Source organism: Sporotomaculum syntrophicum (assembly GCF_009932395.1).
Classification (GTDB): Bacteria; Bacillota; Desulfotomaculia; order Desulfotomaculales; family Desulfallaceae; genus Sporotomaculum; species Sporotomaculum syntrophicum.
Genome location: NZ_LSRS01000009.1, coordinates 68,200 through 86,228, shown reverse-complemented (window position 1 = coordinate 86,228; position 18,029 = coordinate 68,200). Strand labels below are relative to the sequence as shown.

General features: G+C 42.2%; 17 protein-coding genes and 1 tRNA gene. 11 read left to right on the top strand and 7 right to left on the bottom strand.

What is annotated here, in order from left to right; all coding sequences use genetic code 11:
• The first annotated feature begins 608 nt into the window (after positions 1–608).
• A tRNA-Thr gene (locus tag SPSYN_RS14955) sits at positions 609–683 on the top strand.
• A 160-nt stretch (positions 684–843) separates the two neighbouring features.
• Here the strand turns inward: SPSYN_RS14955 and SPSYN_RS14950 are convergent.
• Both SPSYN_RS14950 and SPSYN_RS14945 read right to left on the bottom strand, forming a co-directional pair.
• On the bottom strand, positions 844–2,160 hold the full coding sequence (locus SPSYN_RS14950) for a site-specific integrase (protein ID WP_161823294.1): 1,317 nt from the start codon (positions 2,158–2,160) through the stop codon (positions 844–846).
• A gap of 3 nt (positions 2,161–2,163) precedes the next feature.
• Positions 2,164–2,967, bottom strand: a complete 804-nt coding sequence (locus SPSYN_RS14945) for an FYVE zinc finger domain-containing protein (protein WP_161823293.1) — start codon at positions 2,965–2,967, stop codon at positions 2,164–2,166.
• A gap of 157 nt (positions 2,968–3,124) precedes the next feature.
• On the opposite strand from SPSYN_RS14945, the gene SPSYN_RS14940 reads away from it, so the two are divergent.
• From SPSYN_RS14940 to SPSYN_RS14930, 3 genes are read left to right on the top strand one after another with little or no spacing between them, the layout of a single operon-like run.
• On the top strand, positions 3,125–3,349 hold the full coding sequence (locus SPSYN_RS14940; protein ID WP_161823292.1) for a helix-turn-helix domain-containing protein: 225 nt from the start codon (positions 3,125–3,127) through the stop codon (positions 3,347–3,349).
• Positions 3,349–3,624 carry an excisionase family DNA-binding protein gene (locus SPSYN_RS14935; RefSeq protein ID WP_161823291.1) on the top strand — a complete coding sequence of 92 codons (276 nt, stop codon included), beginning with the start codon at positions 3,349–3,351 and terminating at the stop codon, positions 3,622–3,624. Before SPSYN_RS14940 ends, SPSYN_RS14935 begins: the two co-directional genes overlap by 1 nt.
• A gap of 19 nt (positions 3,625–3,643) precedes the next feature.
• Positions 3,644–5,956 carry a phage/plasmid primase, P4 family gene (locus SPSYN_RS14930; RefSeq protein ID WP_161823290.1) on the top strand — a complete coding sequence of 771 codons (2,313 nt, stop codon included), beginning with the start codon at positions 3,644–3,646 and terminating at the stop codon, positions 5,954–5,956.
• A 122-nt stretch (positions 5,957–6,078) separates the two neighbouring features.
• Here the strand turns inward: SPSYN_RS14930 and SPSYN_RS14925 are convergent, their stop codons facing one another.
• On the bottom strand, positions 6,079–6,264 hold the full coding sequence (locus SPSYN_RS14925; RefSeq protein ID WP_161823289.1) for a hypothetical protein: 186 nt from the start codon (positions 6,262–6,264) through the stop codon (positions 6,079–6,081).
• A gap of 57 nt (positions 6,265–6,321) precedes the next feature.
• Between SPSYN_RS14925 and SPSYN_RS14920 the strand changes: the two genes are divergently transcribed.
• From SPSYN_RS14920 to SPSYN_RS14900, 5 genes are all read left to right on the top strand, one after another.
• Positions 6,322–8,013 (top strand): DEAD/DEAH box helicase, encoded by a 1,692-nt coding sequence (locus SPSYN_RS14920; protein ID WP_161823288.1) that lies wholly within the window; start codon positions 6,322–6,324, stop codon positions 8,011–8,013.
• Positions 8,014–8,111: 98 nt separating this feature from the next.
• Positions 8,112–9,152, top strand: coding sequence for a toprim domain-containing protein (locus SPSYN_RS14915; protein WP_161823287.1), 1,041 nt, complete (start codon positions 8,112–8,114; stop codon positions 9,150–9,152).
• A 254-nt stretch (positions 9,153–9,406) separates the two neighbouring features.
• A complete protein-coding gene (locus SPSYN_RS14910) occupies positions 9,407–9,823 on the top strand; it encodes a hypothetical protein (protein ID WP_161823286.1) in 417 nt (138 codons plus the stop codon).
• A gap of 190 nt (positions 9,824–10,013) precedes the next feature.
• Entirely contained in the window at positions 10,014–10,328 is a 315-nt protein-coding gene (locus SPSYN_RS14905) for a hypothetical protein (protein ID WP_161823285.1), read from the top strand.
• A complete protein-coding gene (locus tag SPSYN_RS14900; RefSeq protein WP_161823284.1) occupies positions 10,325–10,963 on the top strand; it encodes a hypothetical protein in 639 nt (212 codons plus the stop codon). The genes SPSYN_RS14905 and SPSYN_RS14900 overlap by 4 nt, the downstream gene beginning before the upstream one ends.
• Before the next feature lie 274 nt (positions 10,964–11,237).
• Here the strand turns inward: SPSYN_RS14900 and SPSYN_RS14895 are convergent, their stop codons facing one another.
• From SPSYN_RS14895 to SPSYN_RS14880, 4 genes are all read right to left on the bottom strand, one after another.
• Positions 11,238–12,455: an IS256-like element ISDgi1 family transposase gene (locus SPSYN_RS14895; protein ID WP_161823283.1), complete on the bottom strand. Its 1,218-nt coding sequence runs from the start codon at positions 12,453–12,455 to the stop codon at positions 11,238–11,240.
• A 62-nt stretch (positions 12,456–12,517) separates the two neighbouring features.
• Positions 12,518–13,198: a hypothetical protein gene (locus SPSYN_RS14890; RefSeq protein WP_161823282.1), complete on the bottom strand. Its 681-nt coding sequence runs from the start codon at positions 13,196–13,198 to the stop codon at positions 12,518–12,520.
• A 319-nt stretch (positions 13,199–13,517) separates the two neighbouring features.
• Positions 13,518–13,805 carry a hypothetical protein gene (locus SPSYN_RS14885; RefSeq protein WP_161823281.1) on the bottom strand — a complete coding sequence of 96 codons (288 nt, stop codon included), beginning with the start codon at positions 13,803–13,805 and terminating at the stop codon, positions 13,518–13,520.
• A gap of 30 nt (positions 13,806–13,835) precedes the next feature.
• Positions 13,836–15,149: a stalk domain-containing protein gene (locus tag SPSYN_RS14880; RefSeq protein WP_243153077.1), complete on the bottom strand. Its 1,314-nt coding sequence runs from the start codon at positions 15,147–15,149 to the stop codon at positions 13,836–13,838.
• A gap of 726 nt (positions 15,150–15,875) precedes the next feature.
• Between SPSYN_RS14880 and SPSYN_RS14875 the strand changes: the two genes are divergently transcribed.
• Together SPSYN_RS14875 and SPSYN_RS14870 are read left to right on the top strand one after the other, a co-directional pair.
• The gene (locus SPSYN_RS14875) at positions 15,876–16,217 is read left to right on the top strand and encodes a hypothetical protein (RefSeq protein ID WP_161823279.1); all 342 of its coding nucleotides are present in this window, start codon (positions 15,876–15,878) and stop codon (positions 16,215–16,217) included.
• A 1,173-nt stretch (positions 16,218–17,390) separates the two neighbouring features.
• Positions 17,391–17,726 (top strand): hypothetical protein, encoded by a 336-nt coding sequence (locus tag SPSYN_RS14870; protein ID WP_161823278.1) that lies wholly within the window; start codon positions 17,391–17,393, stop codon positions 17,724–17,726.
• Positions 17,727–18,029: the final 303 nt, after the last annotated feature.

The window sequence follows — 18,029 nt, the reverse complement described above, 5'->3', positions numbered from 1 at the left end:
TTTTTATTTCTCGCTTTGCTTTCGCTTGACGAGGTTTGGTTCGGTTGCTGTCGTTTCATATTGGTCGCTATGGACCATTCACGACTGCGTTCGTTTTACATCTCTTTGCACTGTTTAGTTTTCAAGGATCAAATGCTATTGTTCTCACCGACGAATCTTATTATATAACTTTAATTAAGTTGATGTCAATAGAAACTTATTAATTTTATTAAAAATGTTTGTGTAAATTGCTATTATTAACCTCATATCCCTTTTTTATTGCTATCTCAGCAGCAACATTTGATAATATAGCACATTTAATTACACTTTGCAAGTTTATTTTAATAACAATATATACCTATATATTTCTTATGCAAATATGTCCTTAATAATAAGAGACATCGATTCATAAGGAAGACGGTTTCAGCGCACAACCACTATGACTAATCTACGCAGGCTAAAACAACCTTTTGGCTGCTATGAACCATTACGACGTCTTTACTTGGCTATTACGAACCTAACAAAAAAATTATGGCTATTACCAAGAAAACAGCTGTTAAATTGATTATAATCGAATAGTTGACATTTTACCATGAAACTAGTATTATATACTCTGCATTGAATGACATGCCGACGTGGCTCAGGGGTAGAGCAGCGCACTCGTAATGCGCAGGTCGTCGGTTCAAATCCGACCGTCGGCTCCAAACAAAGCCAGTATTCGCAAGGGATTGCGGGTGCTGGCTTTTCTATTTGCGGCGTAGGAGTTGGCGTAATGGTGTGAATTTGGTGTGAATGAATACAAAAAAGCAACCTAACACACCGAATAAAACCTAACAAAACAAAATGACGGCGCGGTGGCCGTCTTTATTTTTGATCAACTTTAGTGGTGAAAAGTTCCTCTAATTTATCCGCTGCCTCAACATCAGCTCTCCTTATGAAGTGGGAGTAAATATTCATAGTGGTTGAGATGTTACTGTGTCCTAGCCGCTCGGAGATTACTTTAGCATGTATCCCCTGGCCAACTAACAATGTGGCGCTGGTGTGCCTTAAGCCGTGAAATGGGAGCGGTGGAAGTTTAATTAGTTCTTCCTTCTTAACCGGTTTTTCGCAGTGTGGACAGTGAGTTACGTTTCCAATCACTTTATTACACGGCTTATGTATTATTGTTTTCGCCAGAAATTTAGGGAACCACTTGCTTATTGTGTCCGGGTGCATTGGCCTACCGTCCCATGTGGTAAATAACCGTTCTGAACCTTGCCATAACTCGCCCACTTTAAGCCGCTCCTGTGCCTGGTAAACCTTGTACTGTTTCAGCAAGGCCACAACCGATGCAGGAACCGATATAATCCGCTTGGACGTTTCATTCTTAGGTTCTTTGGTGAAGGTGCCTTTGCCGGGTAAGTATTGGCTGGCCTGTCTAACCTCAAGTGTGCTTTTGTCGAAGTCAATATCCTGCCATTCCAGGCCCATTAATTCCCCTCGGCGTAAACCAGTAGCTATAGCAAGTGTAACAATAACCCTGTATTTGAAATTCTCTTCTTCTAAAGCCGTCAACAATGCGGCAACCTTTTCCTCGTCATAACATGTTGCCTGATGTTTTGGTACTTTTGGCGGCTTCACTCGGCTGGCCGGGTTGAAGGGGATAACCTGCCATTGCACTGCATCATTTAGAATGCTAGAAATAACCCGGTGGTGGTAAAGTATCGTTTTTTCGGATAACTTACCCTCTTTGCCATCCTCCCTTATGCCGTCCTCTTGGAGATTCGCGTAAAATTCCAACAGGTGAGTTGGCCTGATTTTTTCAATCTTTATGTGTCCCATTGCCTGCAGTACCCGAGTTAATATTCCTTTGTAGCGGTGTAGTGTTTTGGGCGCAAGATTTGTTTCGCCATAATCCCGGAGCCAGCGTTCTACGAAGTCTGCCAAAGTCAGTTTGGTTGGTTCGATAAACGTTCCCTTTTCAATTTCATCAACAAACAAAGCTAATTGTTTTTCCGCTTCCCCCCTGGCTTTGCACCGCTTCATTTTTGGGCAACCTTTACAACTCTTCAATTCACAAGTTTGTTCAACGGTGATAGTTTTGGTTTTTCGGATCTGTTTCTTTTCAGCATCCAGGCCACAGGCTGCCGTAAGTTTCCAGGAATTTGGTCCGCGTTTTTGAAGTGTGCCTTTCCCTGCCATTAGTTATTTCCCTCCCCTATTTTTGTTACTTTTAAAAATTACTGAATAGTTTTTTACCCATCGTGTTGTTATGCCGAACTCCCGACAAGTTTCCTTATACTCTTTTATGGCCGTACTTAAAGCACGCTGTCCTTCAACTAATTTTATTTGTAAATTACCAATTTCTTGAGTAAATTCCGGATCGGTGGTTTTATATCGACTTTTATGAATCCTAAGCAAACCGAGGAACCTCTTCTTTAATAATGCTTCCGGTAGACATCGTTCACAATTTTCACCACAGTAGAACCTACCGCATTTTTTGCAAAAGTGTAAAACTGTTTTCTTGTTTAATGTGAACGCAACAACCAATTCAGCAATAGCAGCCCGTGCAATTGTGCCACAGGTACACAGTAGACCGACCTTGTTCCCGGGTGTGACCATGTATGGCTCTGGAAATGTTGCCGTCCATTCATTCCATAGTGCGATATCCTGCCCTGTAATGTACGGCAGTAAGCTGGCGGTGGGAAAGCTGTCCTTGCCTATTCTATAGAAGGATTCAGATTCAAATTCTTTTACGCTAACTAATTCCACGGCCAAGAGCAGAACAGGCCAATATATATTAGTGATAGCCTCATCCCCTTTTACCCCTGCCATTTCCTCAGCTATGCCTAAAGCAATCGCAGTGTTATATTCATCCGCATTTCCTAGATCAAGACAAGCATTTAAAAAGTCCTTTGCATAACTACCAAAAGAAATAGCCGTCCATTTATCGTCCTGCCACTGATATTCAACCCTTTTTTTACCCCGAGTATGGAAGAATAACTGCATTTGCAACACCTCTGCCTTTTGTAATGCCGTTACATTAGTATTTGCTTAACAATATATATGCCTACTAAACGAGGGTTTTATGTAATTTGTAACGGTCCTTGCAATTTGAATATTCATTAGTATTAATATAGCATAGTGGTATAGCAAAGTAAATGGGGTGAGTTCAATTAATACCGTAATCGAGGCAAGAGCGCAGAAAAAATTCGGAAACTTAACTAAGATGGCTGAAGCGTTGGGGTATTCACTGCCTGCAGTACACCAAGTGGTAGCGGGTTATCGCAAACCCTGGCCGAAAATTAAGCGGCGCATATCAGAAGCGTTAGAAGTGCCAGAGGAAGAATTGTTCCAAGCTAATGGTTGGCCAAAGAAGGAGGTGTACTAATGCTAAGAGATTTGCAGTTAAAACAAGACGCACTTAATGCTTTAGATGCTCCAAAAGCAACCTGGCCTGCTAAACCTTCCGCAAAATATGTAGGCATTTCCTACTGGAAGTTATTAGAACTAGCCAAGGCCGGTAAAATCCCTCATATTCGCGTCGGGAACCGTGTTCTATTTAGGCGTGAGAGTTTAGATGCATGGATGGCCGAGCAAGAAGCAGCCAGCATTGCAAAGCCTGAGCCAGTAGTTGCAACCGGTAAAATCCGGAGGTTGAAGTAAATATAAGGTGAGTGGACTAATGCAAAACACGGAACATTGCGGCGAAAGCAAGCCTAGCCCACTAAAGAGTTGCTATAGCTACTTAGAATTGGGACTACCCATTATCCCCTGTTGCACACCTAATCATAGCGGTATGAGCCAAAAACACCGGACCACGTGTAAAAGCCCCGGAAAAGCACCGTTAATAAAAGGGTGGACTAGTCGCACGAAAACCACAGCGGCAGAACTGGAACAGTGGCAAATACAATGGCCACACGCTAACCCCGGTCTGCCACTCGGTAATGCATCAGGCTATGTTGGCGTTGATATCGATGGTGAAACCGGCGAAAACCTATTGGCGAAGAGGTCCGGTGGCGACGTGACCGTCACATGGGAATTTACCACCGGGTCACCCGACAGTAGGCGTCTAATATACAGCATCCCTGATGGCGTCACATTAAAAAAATACAAACAAGCCGATACAACAAAAGAACATGCTGAGCTTGCGCTACTTGGTGAAGGACAACAGACAGTGATACCACCAGCTGTACATAGCAGCGGTAAGACTTACAAGTGGGCACCCGGTCGGGACCCGTTCACCTTTGGACCGCCTGCACCTGCGCCACAGTGGATGATCGACCTAATGGCTGTAAAAAAGGTAACGCCGATTGCCGAGGCCCGGAGCAAAAAGAAAAAAGTTGCCGTATCATCTGATCCGGTAGAGGTGTTGGACAAGTTAGCCGAAAAGTGCCCGCGTTTCAGCATAGACTTAAAACAGCAGCGCGACGGCGGCGTGGATGAGGACACCTGGTACATGTGGCTATGTGTACTTGTATCAGCGGGCTATTCCGAGGCGGCGGAAGTATTCTCCACTGTGTCAACAAAGCATGATGATCGGAGCATAAGCCGGTTAGGTAAGCTAATCGCGCGGCAGGATGAGGACCCGCTTCCCCCGGTGCGATGTACCACACTAGGATGCACTGAAGCAGAAATTAAAACCTGTCATAAGAAAATCAGGGTTAACCGTGATGGTGATATAACCAATTCGCCGGCGGCCTTCATTATGAGCCGCGCACAGGTAGTTAGGCGTTACTTTAGCGGTGGGCAATTCATCCCCCGGAGACTCGGAGAACATATTATGGAGGATTATTACCTGCTATTTGCTGGTGAGAAGTTGTTTATATATAAAGATGGTGTTTATTGCGACGGTGGCGCGGAGTTCGTCCGGCATGAATGCAAGGAGCGGTTAGGAGATCAATTCAAAAAAGACCGCGTAAATGAAACACTGTACTATATCGAAACATCGGTAAATCATAAACCGGATGAGCTAAACACCCGGCAGGACTTAATCAATGTTAAAAACGGCCTGTTGGAGTGGCGGACGGGTAAATTACTAACGCATAATCCAAAATATTTGTCTACCATCCAACTACCACTACTGTATGACCCTAGCGCAAGTTGCCCGAACACTGAAAGGTTTTGGCGCGAAGTATTACCGGAGGACTGTATTCCAACAGTGGAAGAAATATTCGGTATTTCTATGACAACATTAACCAAGTATGAAACTGCCTTTATGTTAACCGGTATCGGTGCAAATGGCAAAGGTACTCTAATAAATCAGTTAACTGCATTCATTGGGAAGCAAAATATTTCAAATGTACCACTTCAAGACCTCGGTGAGCACCGATTCAAGCGAGCTGAGCTGTTTTCGAAACTACTTAATATATTTGCGGACTTGGATAAAAAGGCCCTGCAATCTACCGGGTATTTCAAAATGATTACGTCTGGTGATGAAATCGACGCGGAGCGCAAACACCGGGACCCATTCTTTTTCCGGCCCTTCGCAAAGCTTGTTTTTTCCGCTAACGAGCTGCCACGGACATCTGACCAAACTCATGCATTCTTCCGCCGGTGGATAATTATTCCTTTTGAGAAGCGGTTTACCCGCGGCGAGAATGCGGATGTTAGGCTTTTAGAAAAAATTACAACTGAGCGGGAGTTAAGCGGTGTTTTAAACCATGCATTGGTTGGCCTGCGGCGACTCGATGCAACCGACAAGTTCACACATCCGCAGGCAACACGTGATGCACTGGAAACATATAAACTCGCAAATGATAGTGCCGCGGCGTTTGTAAAAGAGTGTTGCATTGTAACAAGTAACGCCAGAGTGTCCACAGGTAAACTTTATGTTACTTACAAAAACTGGTGTGTGGATGGTGGTATGCGGCCACTGTCGAATAGGAAATTCTACGCGCGCCTAATGGAAATTCATCCAAGTATTGTAAAAGCGCGTCCAGGTGGCCTAGACCGGATGTTTTACGGCATTGGCCTTGAAATAGATACCAATTTTTAGGTAAAAACCGTGCCAGAAGTGCCAAAAGTGCCAGAAGTAAGTGCCAGAAGTTAAAACTCGCGAACCCTTGGGAGAGTAAGGATAAGCCCTATAATGTGCCAGAAGTGCCAGAAGTTTTTCACTTATGGCAGGTTTTCAAAAATATGTTGTGTAGATGATAACAAAAAAAAATTAAAAAATCTAAAAACCCTAAGAAGTGATTTTTTACTGGCACTTCTGGCACTTTTAACAAAAAAGCCAGTAACGGCGCGGAAAATCGTTGCCAGAAGTGGCACAACTTCTGGCACAACTTCTGGCACTTTTGGCACAGTATTAATCCCAGTTTTTAACAGTTATGGAATCGCGTCAAGATGAGGTGATGAACAATGGTTACCCTACGTGAATATCAAACCGAAGCGATACAGGCAATCCTTGCCCGGCACAAGGCAGGCGTAACCCGACAACTGGTATCCCTCCCTACTGGCGTTGGCAAAACGATTATTTTTGCCGCACTGGCACGGGAGTTAAACACGCGAACATTGATTATTGCACATCGCGAAGAACTAATTAACCAGGCAGTCAAAAAGTGTAAACTGGTATGGCCTGGTGTTGATATTGGCATTGTCATGGCCGAGCGGGACGAACCCGAAAAACAGTTGGTGGTAGCGTCCATTCAGTCAGCCTGCCGGGAAAAGCGACTGGCCAAACTACAGGAACAGGATTTCCGCCTACTGATAATAGATGAATGTCAGCATAGTACCAGCAATACCTACAGGCAGGTAATTGAAGAACTTGGCTTCATGGCCGGTAACCTGGATAAATTATTGGTTGGCGTAACGGCAACCGCTAAGCGCGGTGATAAGGTGGCACTGGGAACTGTCTTTGAGGAAATAGTTTTCGAGCGTTCTATTGCTACTATGATTAAGGCCGGGTATTTAACCGACTTGCGTGGTGTTAAGGTAAAGACTACCACTAACCTGGCTGGCGTAACGGTAAGGCACGGCGACTTCGCCGAGGGGGAATTGGCAAATGCAGTGAATACTCCCGAGCGCAACCGGGCTGTAGTTTCTGCCTATCAGGAGCACGCATATGGTAAAAAAGCGGTGGCATTTACTGCGAATGTGCAACATGCTTTAGACTTGGCAACCGAATTTAAACGAGTCGGCGTAACCGCTGAGGCAGTATATGGTGCTATGCCGAGAGATGATCGGCGGGGTATATTGCAGGCGTTTGCCGCTGGTAGCATACCGGTACTGACGAACTGTAACCTGCTAACCGAGGGATTTGACGAACCCTCCATTAAGGCCGTACTTATGGCACGCCCCACTCGGTCGGATGTGATATATACCCAAGCAGTGGGACGTGGGACGCGCTTATACCCCGGAAAAACCGAGTGCCTGGTCCTGGACTTTTGCGATACCGGCGCGGGTATTTGCGCATTGGGAACCTTGGCCGGGCTACCTCTGGATGACATGCCAAGTGGCAAGAGTATCCGCGAAGCCTTGGCCGAAGCGGAAGCCAAAGAGGCCGAACGTGTCCGAGATAATAAAGCCATTACCCATACCGTTGCCTTTGATTTAATTGAGCAATCCCGTTTCAACTGGCTATTGCTCCCCGGTGGACACTTCCGGCTACCTGCTGGTAATGGTGTGTATGTATATCTGAAGGCAACCGGTAACGACAAATACGCGGTGGGCCTGGTGCGGGATGGCAAGTTAATTGAGATGTTATCTGATATGGAATTACCCCTGGGGTATGCGCAAGGTGTGGCTGAAGATTGGCTGCGTAAATCCTCTAATACCAAACTGGCCGATAAAAATGCTCCCTGGCGGCGTTTGCCAGCCAACGAGAAACAACTAGCTGGGCTATGTAAGTTTGGGCTAAAGCCACATGCTAGCATAACCCGAGGCGAAGCCAGCGACTTACTGGAACAGTGCATAGCCGCTGCCGAAGCTAAACGTAACGAACCAGCAACCACTAAGCAGATTTATGCATTGCGGAAACGTGGTTATTCAGTTAGGCATGGACTTACTAAAGGCGAGGCTGCAGCGCTATTTAGAAAGGCGGTGGTTAGGTGACAATGAAACTATACACACCCTTACCCAAATACATAAAAGACATGACATCTGAGGAATTAACGGCGGCGTTTCCGAGTAGTTGTAAGCAGTCACACCTTATGCGTTCAATAATAATGAATGAAAAGCAATTTTCACCTGTTAATTATGATAGGACACTACGTGGTATGTGGTACTCGGTAGTTAAGCCTACCCTTGATAAATTGGGACTACTAACAGAAAAGGATAATACCGAGGAAGCGTTGACAAGGTGGGATGCTGAACTAAGCAGATATACCGCCGACTTGGTACGAAGGGGGTTACTTACCTATAAGGATTTACACATTGTTGACCAAAGCAGGCAGCGGAGTAATCCGTCAAATAGTTATAGCATTGTTGACCTGAAAACGTATGGTTATCAAGTCGGAGTAAGTGCTTACCCTAATATAATAATTAGCACTGAAAAGGATACCGTGTATTCCATTATTAAAAATCTGGCAAATCTGTTTGGGTGTAGTTGTATTTCCGGCAAGGGACAAAATTCTCTGGGTGCCATGGAGGACTTGCTAAGGAATATGGGCAGTAATTATGACGACATATATATTTTGACATTAACCGACTATGACCCTTCTGGATACTATATTGCCGATACATTTAAGAATCAGGTTGAAGATTTAAAAAGCGCATTAGGAATAACGGCAGTTGTGCATATTGAAAGGATAGGAATAACACCAGACCAACTAACCACAGTGGAGGTAGAGCAGAACAAATATACACCAAAACCTACAAACCTTGATAAATGGCTAAATGTTACTGGCGGAATAAACGGGGAACCTAAAGGTTTAGAATTGGATGCACTTGCACCTGATAGAATTAGACAAATTTTTGTAACAAGTATCAGGAAATATATAGACCCGGATGTTTATAAAAAGATAATCAAATCATCATATATTCGGCGGGTGGCATTGGAGGCACTGGGACCAAGCCTGGACTGCATAATTACCGGGATAGTTCAAGAATTAGAGAACAGCGTTGAGGTATTGGATTTTGATATTACCGACCTGGCACTGAGGGGTTATAACTCATTACCAATAAGGAAACTATGTGATGGTAGTAATGACGATATTATCAAGGACAAGGCGTTATCTTACCTAGTTAATTAAAAAAAATCATAAGGAGGTGCACCACCCGGTGGTATTTACAAAATACACCTGCCCACATTGTGGAAAAGTCTTGGCGGTAGGGCAGTTAAAAGGTATAATTAAGTGTAAGAAATGCGGAAAACCCGCAGAATTAAAAGAAACTGCATAGTTAAGGGTACAGCCCACCTGTGACACGAGAGCAAGCGCGTGTCGGGGTGGGTTTTTGTTTTTACCAGGCTACCCCTTCTGATATTAAAGGTGCTGGAGGTGTCCTCTTGCTAACCCATGAACGGTTACTGTGCAATTACCCCTACCTTTATGAAGATGCAAAAACACGTAGAAGCAACCTAGAAAATCCTTTAAGAAGTAAAGACCCCACAAGCCCACGTATTTCATTTAGCAAAATATCAGACCCAACGGCACAGGCAGGGATGCAGCTATACGAGCTATCAAAGCTTGAAGAATTGCTAAAACGAACTAAACGCTGGATAGATGGTATAACAGACCAACGGGAAAGGCGACTACTAATAGCAGTATGGAGAGCCTCAAGATGTGGACTACCTGTTAAATCTGCAGCTTATGAGGCAGAACTCAGCCAGACTAACACAGTGCTAATATGGGGCACCATGCTAGACAGGTTTGAAAAATATATTGGAGGCGTAGTAAATGACCGATACCCTTTCGCATGCTGATGTTGACAATGGATTACAAAGTATCTGCTGGACCTGTATGAAGGCAGGCTGGGAATGTCTATGTCAGTGGCCACACTGCAGAATACCGGGTATGTGTACTGTTAAATGTGGATTTGATCTTAATGGTAACCCCTTGGAACGGGTAGTAGTGTGTCAAGGCTATTGGCCAGAAAGTAGGTGATTATTTACCATGCCATACAAGGACCCTGAAAAAAACCGTGCTTATCACCGAGAATACAAACGGATACAACGTGCTGGTGGGAATCAAACTCCATGTCAAACCGCACTGCCATTATCCTTTAAACTGAAAACCGCACAGGACGTATTAAACCTTATAGCGGAACAAATTGAGGCGGTAAAAAATGACACCGACGCTGGTACTTTGGAAAAGGCGCGTTGTATTGGTTATCTAGCAAATACGGCACTGAAAGCGGTTGAATCAGTTAATATAGAATCCCGCCTAGCTGCCGTGGAACAAATTCTGAAAGGAAGGAAGGCCGTATGAGGAAAAACAACCTGGCTAAATTGTATCCCAACTTAACCCCGGACGAACGCTTTAAATTGCTACTAACCGCGCTGGCCCGTGGTGATGAGGACGACGCGCATGATATTGCACACAGTTGTCCTAAGAAATCTTACCTCATAAGCGACCCTGCATATGCCGATAGATTAGAGGCTGGCCGGGACATAGCAATCTTTTACAGCTTAGAATGGCTGCTACAAGAACAAAGGTTCTCGGTTTCATCTGTGATACTAACAATGAACAGCTTTGCACGTAATAGTTACCTAACTGGCTACCTGCTAGGCTGTGGCAAACAGGTAGATATTAACAAGGTTGTTGACAAGGCAGACGAACTAGCAACAAGTCATACCCAGGATGTTCAGCAGGAATATACTACCATGCATGAACAGAGTAAGCGACAACTTAAGGCGTTACTATTAGCCTTGGAGGAATTCTGCCATGACATTGATGTTCCTATTGAGCATATGTTTTACTGGTTCCCTCCCACTATTGAGTGGATTAATGATAAAAAGGCCGAATTGCAAGACGTTCAGCCTGATGATGAGGCCATGAACTGCTATTTATCCTTACTTCAGGGGTGTTGGACAGAACGCACCGGTGAAACAATAGCGGTATAAAGAAAAGCCCCGGCACATGACCGGGGTTATTTGTACAGCTAATATTAATTATTAGGGGGAATGTAAAATGTTACGTGTAAATGGTTTATCCTCTTAGCATAAAACTATCTTAATAAGAATCAACCAGGTAGCCCTTTACGTGGAGAGGGGCCTGTGTTAGCCTGTTATGGCGGGAGGCCAAAGCGTAAGCGTAGACTCCCCAGTGGGCTCCCAGAAACACAGGCCCAGAGGCTCCATGTCAAGGGATACCGGTCGGTTTATTGCCCGGCTAACTTTATATGGCCATCTCTGATTCTATCCTATCCCCAAAGTATATGGCAAACTGTGAGATGCAATTTTTCCAATCTCTAACCGGCATAGTCCACTTTTTTGCTGCTTCGACGGTGGCCAGGTAAATAATTTTCTTCAGTGCATCGTCTGTTGGATAGGCAGTTTTAGTTTTGGTTACCTTTCGTAGTTGCCGGTGGTAACCCTCGATGATATTGGTAGTATAAATCATTTTACGGATTTCATATGGGTATTTAAAATAAGCTGTTAACTCAAGCCAATTCTTCTCCCAAGAACGAATTATAATGGGATGTCTTTTACCCCAGTTTTCTTTGAATATTTCAAAGGCTAACTCGGCCTCTTCCAGGGTTAACGCCTGGTATACTTGCTTAAGATCTGCCATTAACTCTTTTTGTTCTTTGTATGGCACATACTTCAAGGAATTACGGATTTGATGGATGATGCAAAGCTGAATTTCAGTCTTGGGGAAAACAGTGTTTATGGCCTCAGAAAACCCGGAAAGCCCGTCCTTACAGGCAATCAGGATGTCTTGCACCCCCCTGTTTTTGAGGTCATTGCATACACCGAGCCAAAAGCTGGCACTTTCATTTTCCCCAATCCAGATGCCGAGTATTTCTTTTTGGCCGGCCATATTTAGGGCTAACACACTATAGGCCGCTTTGTTTATTATTCGGTTATCTTTACGAACCTTGAAATGGATAGCGTCAAGGAAAACAATAGGGTATATACGGTCAAGTGTCCGAGATTGCCATTCTGTAATCAGTGGTAGTATTTTGTCTGTTATTTTGCTGACCATAGTAGGTGATACGTCGATACCGTAGATGTCCCTCATGTGATCCTCAATATCACGTGTAGACATACCTTTAGCGTACATGGCAATAATTTGATCTTCAAGCTGATTGGAGGTCTTCTCATACTTGCCAATAATTCTGGGCTCAAATTCACCATTACGATCACGGGGGATTTCTACTTCTGTCTTGCCGAACTTAGTTTGGATAGTTTTCTTGTTGTAACCGTTGCGACTGTTGCCAGTATTATTGCCTTCGATACTGTGCTTCTTATACCCGAGGTGCTCTTCAATTTCAGCCTCGAATATCTGCTGCAAGGTGTCTTTAAATAGATTCTTAAGCATCTCATGTACGTCTTCAACACTGCGGCAATCTTTTGCTAGCTCCTTGATCGTTTTGTCTTGTAAGTCTTGCATAAATGGTCATCTCCTTTATTGGTAGTTATAACCATTTACACTAAACTAATTACGTTCTCTTATTAGGTTCTCGGGTTTTTAAGTGTGCTATACTTTTTGAAGTATAAACCTCCGCATAAAAAGGACACAGCAACTAATGAAAACCATGCAATAGTTGCTCCCTTTCTAGCGCTATAAGCATATTGATTTAACTCTTGCTTTGCAATTTCATTTATTTCCTGTTCAAGTTGATTATTTTCAGTTCTTATATTTGCTAATGTGGTAAAACAACGCCTGTAAGCATTCTCCTTATCCAATATTTCCTTTGGCACAATAGACATCAAAAACAAACTTAGTTCTGGTTCTTTCTTATATGGCAATTGGGGCATTCTACCACTTTCCCAGCGTGAGTCTGCATCGTTATCAACACAGGTAGTCCATGTTAAACCATCAAGAAGACGGTCATAAGTTCCTGGTGGACTAACCCAATTATTATATTCGCGAGCTGTTATTGAATTAAAAGTATGATGAAATTCACTTAATTCCTTTATCCTTTGATTTGTTTTCTCAATGGATTGATTTAAACTATTTATTTTTTTTCTGAACTCTGGTCTATTTTTAACCAGTATTTCTTGATTTTCAATATATTGTTGACTAAAATAAGGTTTTTCTACGCCACTTATAAATTCACCATTTGCGTCTTTCCCATAGGATACAGTCCACCATTGACCGTTTAATCTATCACGTTTGTGTTCTATTAGCAAGCCATTTGCGTTCTGTATTGGTCCATTTTCCCACCGGAATGGATATATAATTAAAAAAAATACGCCTAGTAAAATAAATGCAATTGATTTTTAAAGAGTTTTGTTTTAACTTTATCGGCAGCATCAATCTGAGTTTGCCCAGGCCCCTCATACATTATTTCATTGCCCCCATTCATTTCCCATGATTTTTTGGGGTATCAAGCAAAGCCCCGGCACATTACCGGGGTTATCTAATAACAGTGCAATTTTCGCTACTGTGATTATATTTGCTATACGTTTTTGGAGTCGCCTAATGAGCTATAAAAATCTTGAAATATATTTAATCCCAATATGAATTTTTCTCTTTTGGCAAAACATTACATATCAAGATTGTTATTATAATTGAAACTACACCCCCTACAAAAGCGGCTATGGAATTTTCGAACCCCAACTTCAATGTTAAATCAATTGCAGAGACACACGGTGCCCCGATTACATATATCCCCCCTATACCTGCATAGATGTTAAACCATAATGGTTTTTTCTTGTTTAGGTATTGAACTGATAATGCATAAAGGGAATGAAACATAAGAGCGGCCACAAGCAGTGCCAATAAATATATTATCATAGCAATTACACCACTTTTCAGAAATTGAATCTAATAAAGCTGTTGAATCATTAAATTTTCCCAGTTGTCAATTTCCGATAGACTTTTGTCGCGCTCTATCTCAAGCCTTTCATAAAGGGTTTCAAATCGTTCATCAGCTTTCTTTTTTAAATAATCAACTAACCCTGATTGACCCATATTGCGGCTAATAGCTTCCCTCATGGCATCTTCGTACGCTTCTTCCAATTGTCGATCTAAATACTTCTTGTCGCTGTTGTATTCAATCCAAACAAACTCGCGTTGCTTTTTAGCTGTTATTTTAATACTTTCAATCTGGCTGTCCGAAAGTTGAATAGGCGGCTCGGGAGCTGCTACTGCCTGTGGTGTGTACGGTGTGTATGGTGTCGGTAAAGGTACCGGCGTAGGGTTAAAATCTTTTAAGGGATAACTCTGGTTAGGATAATTAACTACAGGGTAATCAACTTTAACAAGTTTACCGTCTTTGTATGTGCCCGTTACCGATTGGCCGTTAGAATATGTTAAAGTGCACTTCCCGTTTAGTTCGCCTTGTTTAAAATAACCGACAGCTGTTACACCGCTGGCGTAAATTGTAAACTTGCCGTCCATTTTGCCATTTTTAAACTTCCCTACATATTTTGCACCGCTCGGATCAGTAAGAGTTCCGGACCCTTCCATTTTGCCGTTAACAAATCCTCCCGAATATATTTCACCACTAGAAAAAATTGCACTTCCCTGGCCGTTTAATTCGCCTTTTTCAAAATTACCTGCAAATGTGGTCCCGTTTGGTAAAGTGATTTTCCCCATTCCGTTTGCTTCACCATTTATTGTCTGACCCTCATACTTTGTCCCATCCGACCAAGTCAAAACATCATTACTTTTAACCACATCTGGTGCTGGTGCAACATAATTATTTGTGATAACAGGTTCAGAGTACGATATTGAAATTTTTTGTGTCGAACTATCCCAGTTAACGTTTGCCCCCAACGACTCTGATACAAAGCGGAGCGGGACCATTGTATTGCCGTTGATTATTTTACCAGGTACCAAAAGGGTTAACGGCTGGCCGTTAACGAGGGCAGCATAAGAACCAATCTGCAGTTTCACTGTGGTTTGCGCTTTCGCAGCGGTCACTGTTTGCGTAGCTCCGTCCCAGTTAACATTGGCACCGAGAGACTGAAATATTGCCCGTAATGGTACCAAGGTGGCACCGCTTTCATTAGCTGTTGAAACATTTAATTGTTCACCGTTCACAAACACCTGTGCTGCCAAAGCTGGTGTGGTTACTGTGAATAATAGAACTAACGCAAGCAAACAAAATCTTAATTTCCCTATCACTTTTAACACTATACTTGTCCTCCCTAGTAATAATTTAATAATCATGTTATTCATCAAAATAAATGTAATAACCTTCAAATTAAAACATGCTTTTCCAGACATATTGTTGCACAATTCGACTTCGCTTACGCTATTTTAATGTTGGCATGTTCACTACTAACCTCTATTAACCCCCAAGGTAGTGTTAGTGAACGGACTTTTTCGAAAAGCAGTACAGATAGGACACAACTGAACATGGATGCATTGTAAGACTAAAGCCGGGCATGGAATACGCCTGGCTTATTTTTTGTACTTTTGGCCAGAGTATGGCCCGGAGTTTTGCAACAATACTTTCCGGTAGCCGTTTTGATCGCAACCATGTGGGGTTTTAGAGTTGGTGCTAAATTCCACATCGATGTGGAATTTAAGTTTCAATCGCAACATATAGGATTGGAACTCCGATGAGCAAAAGGATGTCGGTATTTGTGGACACCCTGATTTCAATCGCAACTATTAGGGTTAGAACATCCAGATTTGGTGTCAGTGATCTTTGCTATATCGGTTTCAATAGCAACTATGTAGGGTTAGAGCTTGGCTTCCACCAGGGGTGTAAATTAAACTTACATCGTTTTCATCATCACATGCAGGGGTGCAAATAATGTTTGTACCCCTGGCATGGCCCTGCATAGGAGCGGTGAAAAGTCAAATTGGCCTACATTGCTTTTAAAGTGCCGCAGACTGCCGATTTAAGCATGGTTGAAATATAAACGGCGAAATATCACCAAGGAACAGCGGGATTACCTTATTGGCTTTAGGTATCGGCAAGAGAAAATGTCCCATGGTGGAGATAGAAAAAGCGAAGAATCAAGAGAACAAAATGTTCCTTTGATTCCAACCGCCGAAAAGATAGCACAGCAACATGGCATTAGCCACATGGCCGTCAAACGTGCTGAAAAGTTTGCCGATGGTGTGGATAACAGCCGAAGTTACCCTTTGACTGTCCCGGTGACACACCCGGTGACAGGTGTAGGTGAATTAGGTTGTCCATTACCTTTAGTGGCGGGATTTTCCGCAGCGAATACTAATAAAAAGAGCTAGCAATAACCCGCACTGCCTTTAAAACACTGTAGGATGCCGTTTAAGCATGGTTGAAATGCAAACAGGTACAAATACCTTGGTGGCAATTTGCACTATGCTTAAACGGCAAATATGAAGGTCGTTTAGTAGTACTATAACGTTTGCATTGCTTTTAGCCTACCAGTATCCAGTGTTTCGAGCCCCTAAAACGCAAAGGAAATAAAAACAGGTACAAACCACCTTACCTATAAAATAGACATGCTAAAAATCACGTAAAAACATGGCATACTACCATGCCTAATGATGGACTGTTTTGTTGTTTTGTCCTTTTTGCGTATTTTGCGGATATTAAGTATGTCACGATAGTATGTAATCTTATGCAGGGTGTAGCGGGTAATGTAGGGTAGTTACTACTGCTCGGGGGTGGGTATAGTATGACTGCCCTTTGCAGAAGTGTATAGTGTAAAAATTGTACATCATTCACACCAAAAAAATACCGCTAATTATGGTGTGAATCGGTGGTGCTAATTTACTTTATTACGCTAAAGCAATGCCCGTAAATACTGGCCTGGCTACTATTAGATATATAAAGCGAAATGCTTTTTTGCTGGTGTGAATTTGGTGTGAGTCTCGTTAAAATTCACACCAAAAGTGTCTTATGACAACTAACAATAACAAAAGCATAAAACTTGCAAGCCAACAGGGACAAGCATTAGCTAATTTCGCCCAACAATACCAAATGCCATAAATCGCACTCGTAATGCGCAGGTCGTCGGTTCAAATCCGACCGTCGGCTCCAGTAACAAAAAGCCTTCCAGGGTTAAAACCGGAGGCTTTTTTATGTTTTTGTCTTAAATTAGTTCTAAGTTTAATAACTTGAAAGCTCTTTTTCATGTATCTGCGTTTCATGCTAATAGAGTTTAAGTCAGTTACATGGTTACGTAATATCCGTGTTTTTCCAACAAGTAGTTGTTAACGCTAATCTTTTTAGTAGTTTTAACTAGAATCAATGTAGTTTATTGCAATCCCGGTATTAACTTGCATATATCATGAAGATAAGCGAAAATAATAATTCATGACATCCAAATCGTTTTTTCTAAACATAAATACATTGGATGTATATAATTTGTCGGAATTTTTGGCAAGGAAAATATACAATTTCATCGAATTATGACAATGGAAGGAGGTTAAAGATTGAATAAAAAAGATGATATAATCACTATGTTTAACGACATGTCTGCCGGACAAATGAAGCCTTTCCAATTGGATAAAAAAGATGACTTATTAAAATTGGTAAATAGGGCAAAGCATGTATTAATTTTTATTTCCAAGGATGAAGGAAGCCTAATAACAGATCACGTTATATCTAACGCGCATCTTGAATTTAATGGTAACTTGTTAATAGTAAACGACAAAATACAAATACCTATTAATGATGAAAGTATTGAATTTGTATACCAAGATAAGGCTGAGATTAATTACATTGACCAGGATGGATTTATGACTAATATTAAATTAATTATAAAATAAGAGCCTACGGGCTCTTTCGTTATCTAAACAGCCATAATGAAATATAAACTGCGTTTTAAAAATGTTCTACCTCATTTTTAAACATTATTTTACTAAGACTCGAGTTTGACAGTTTTCCATCATTTTTCGAATCTAACCTCCAACAAACCCAGTAAAATCAAGGGTCAATATTAGAGAAATTCAAAAAGTGTAGTGCCACGTTTTCCATATAATAACTTTTAGCATATGGATTGCCATGCTATAATTAAGGTGCCATGTATGCTAGAACAAAAACATTTAAAAATAAAGACGGTTCAACAAGAA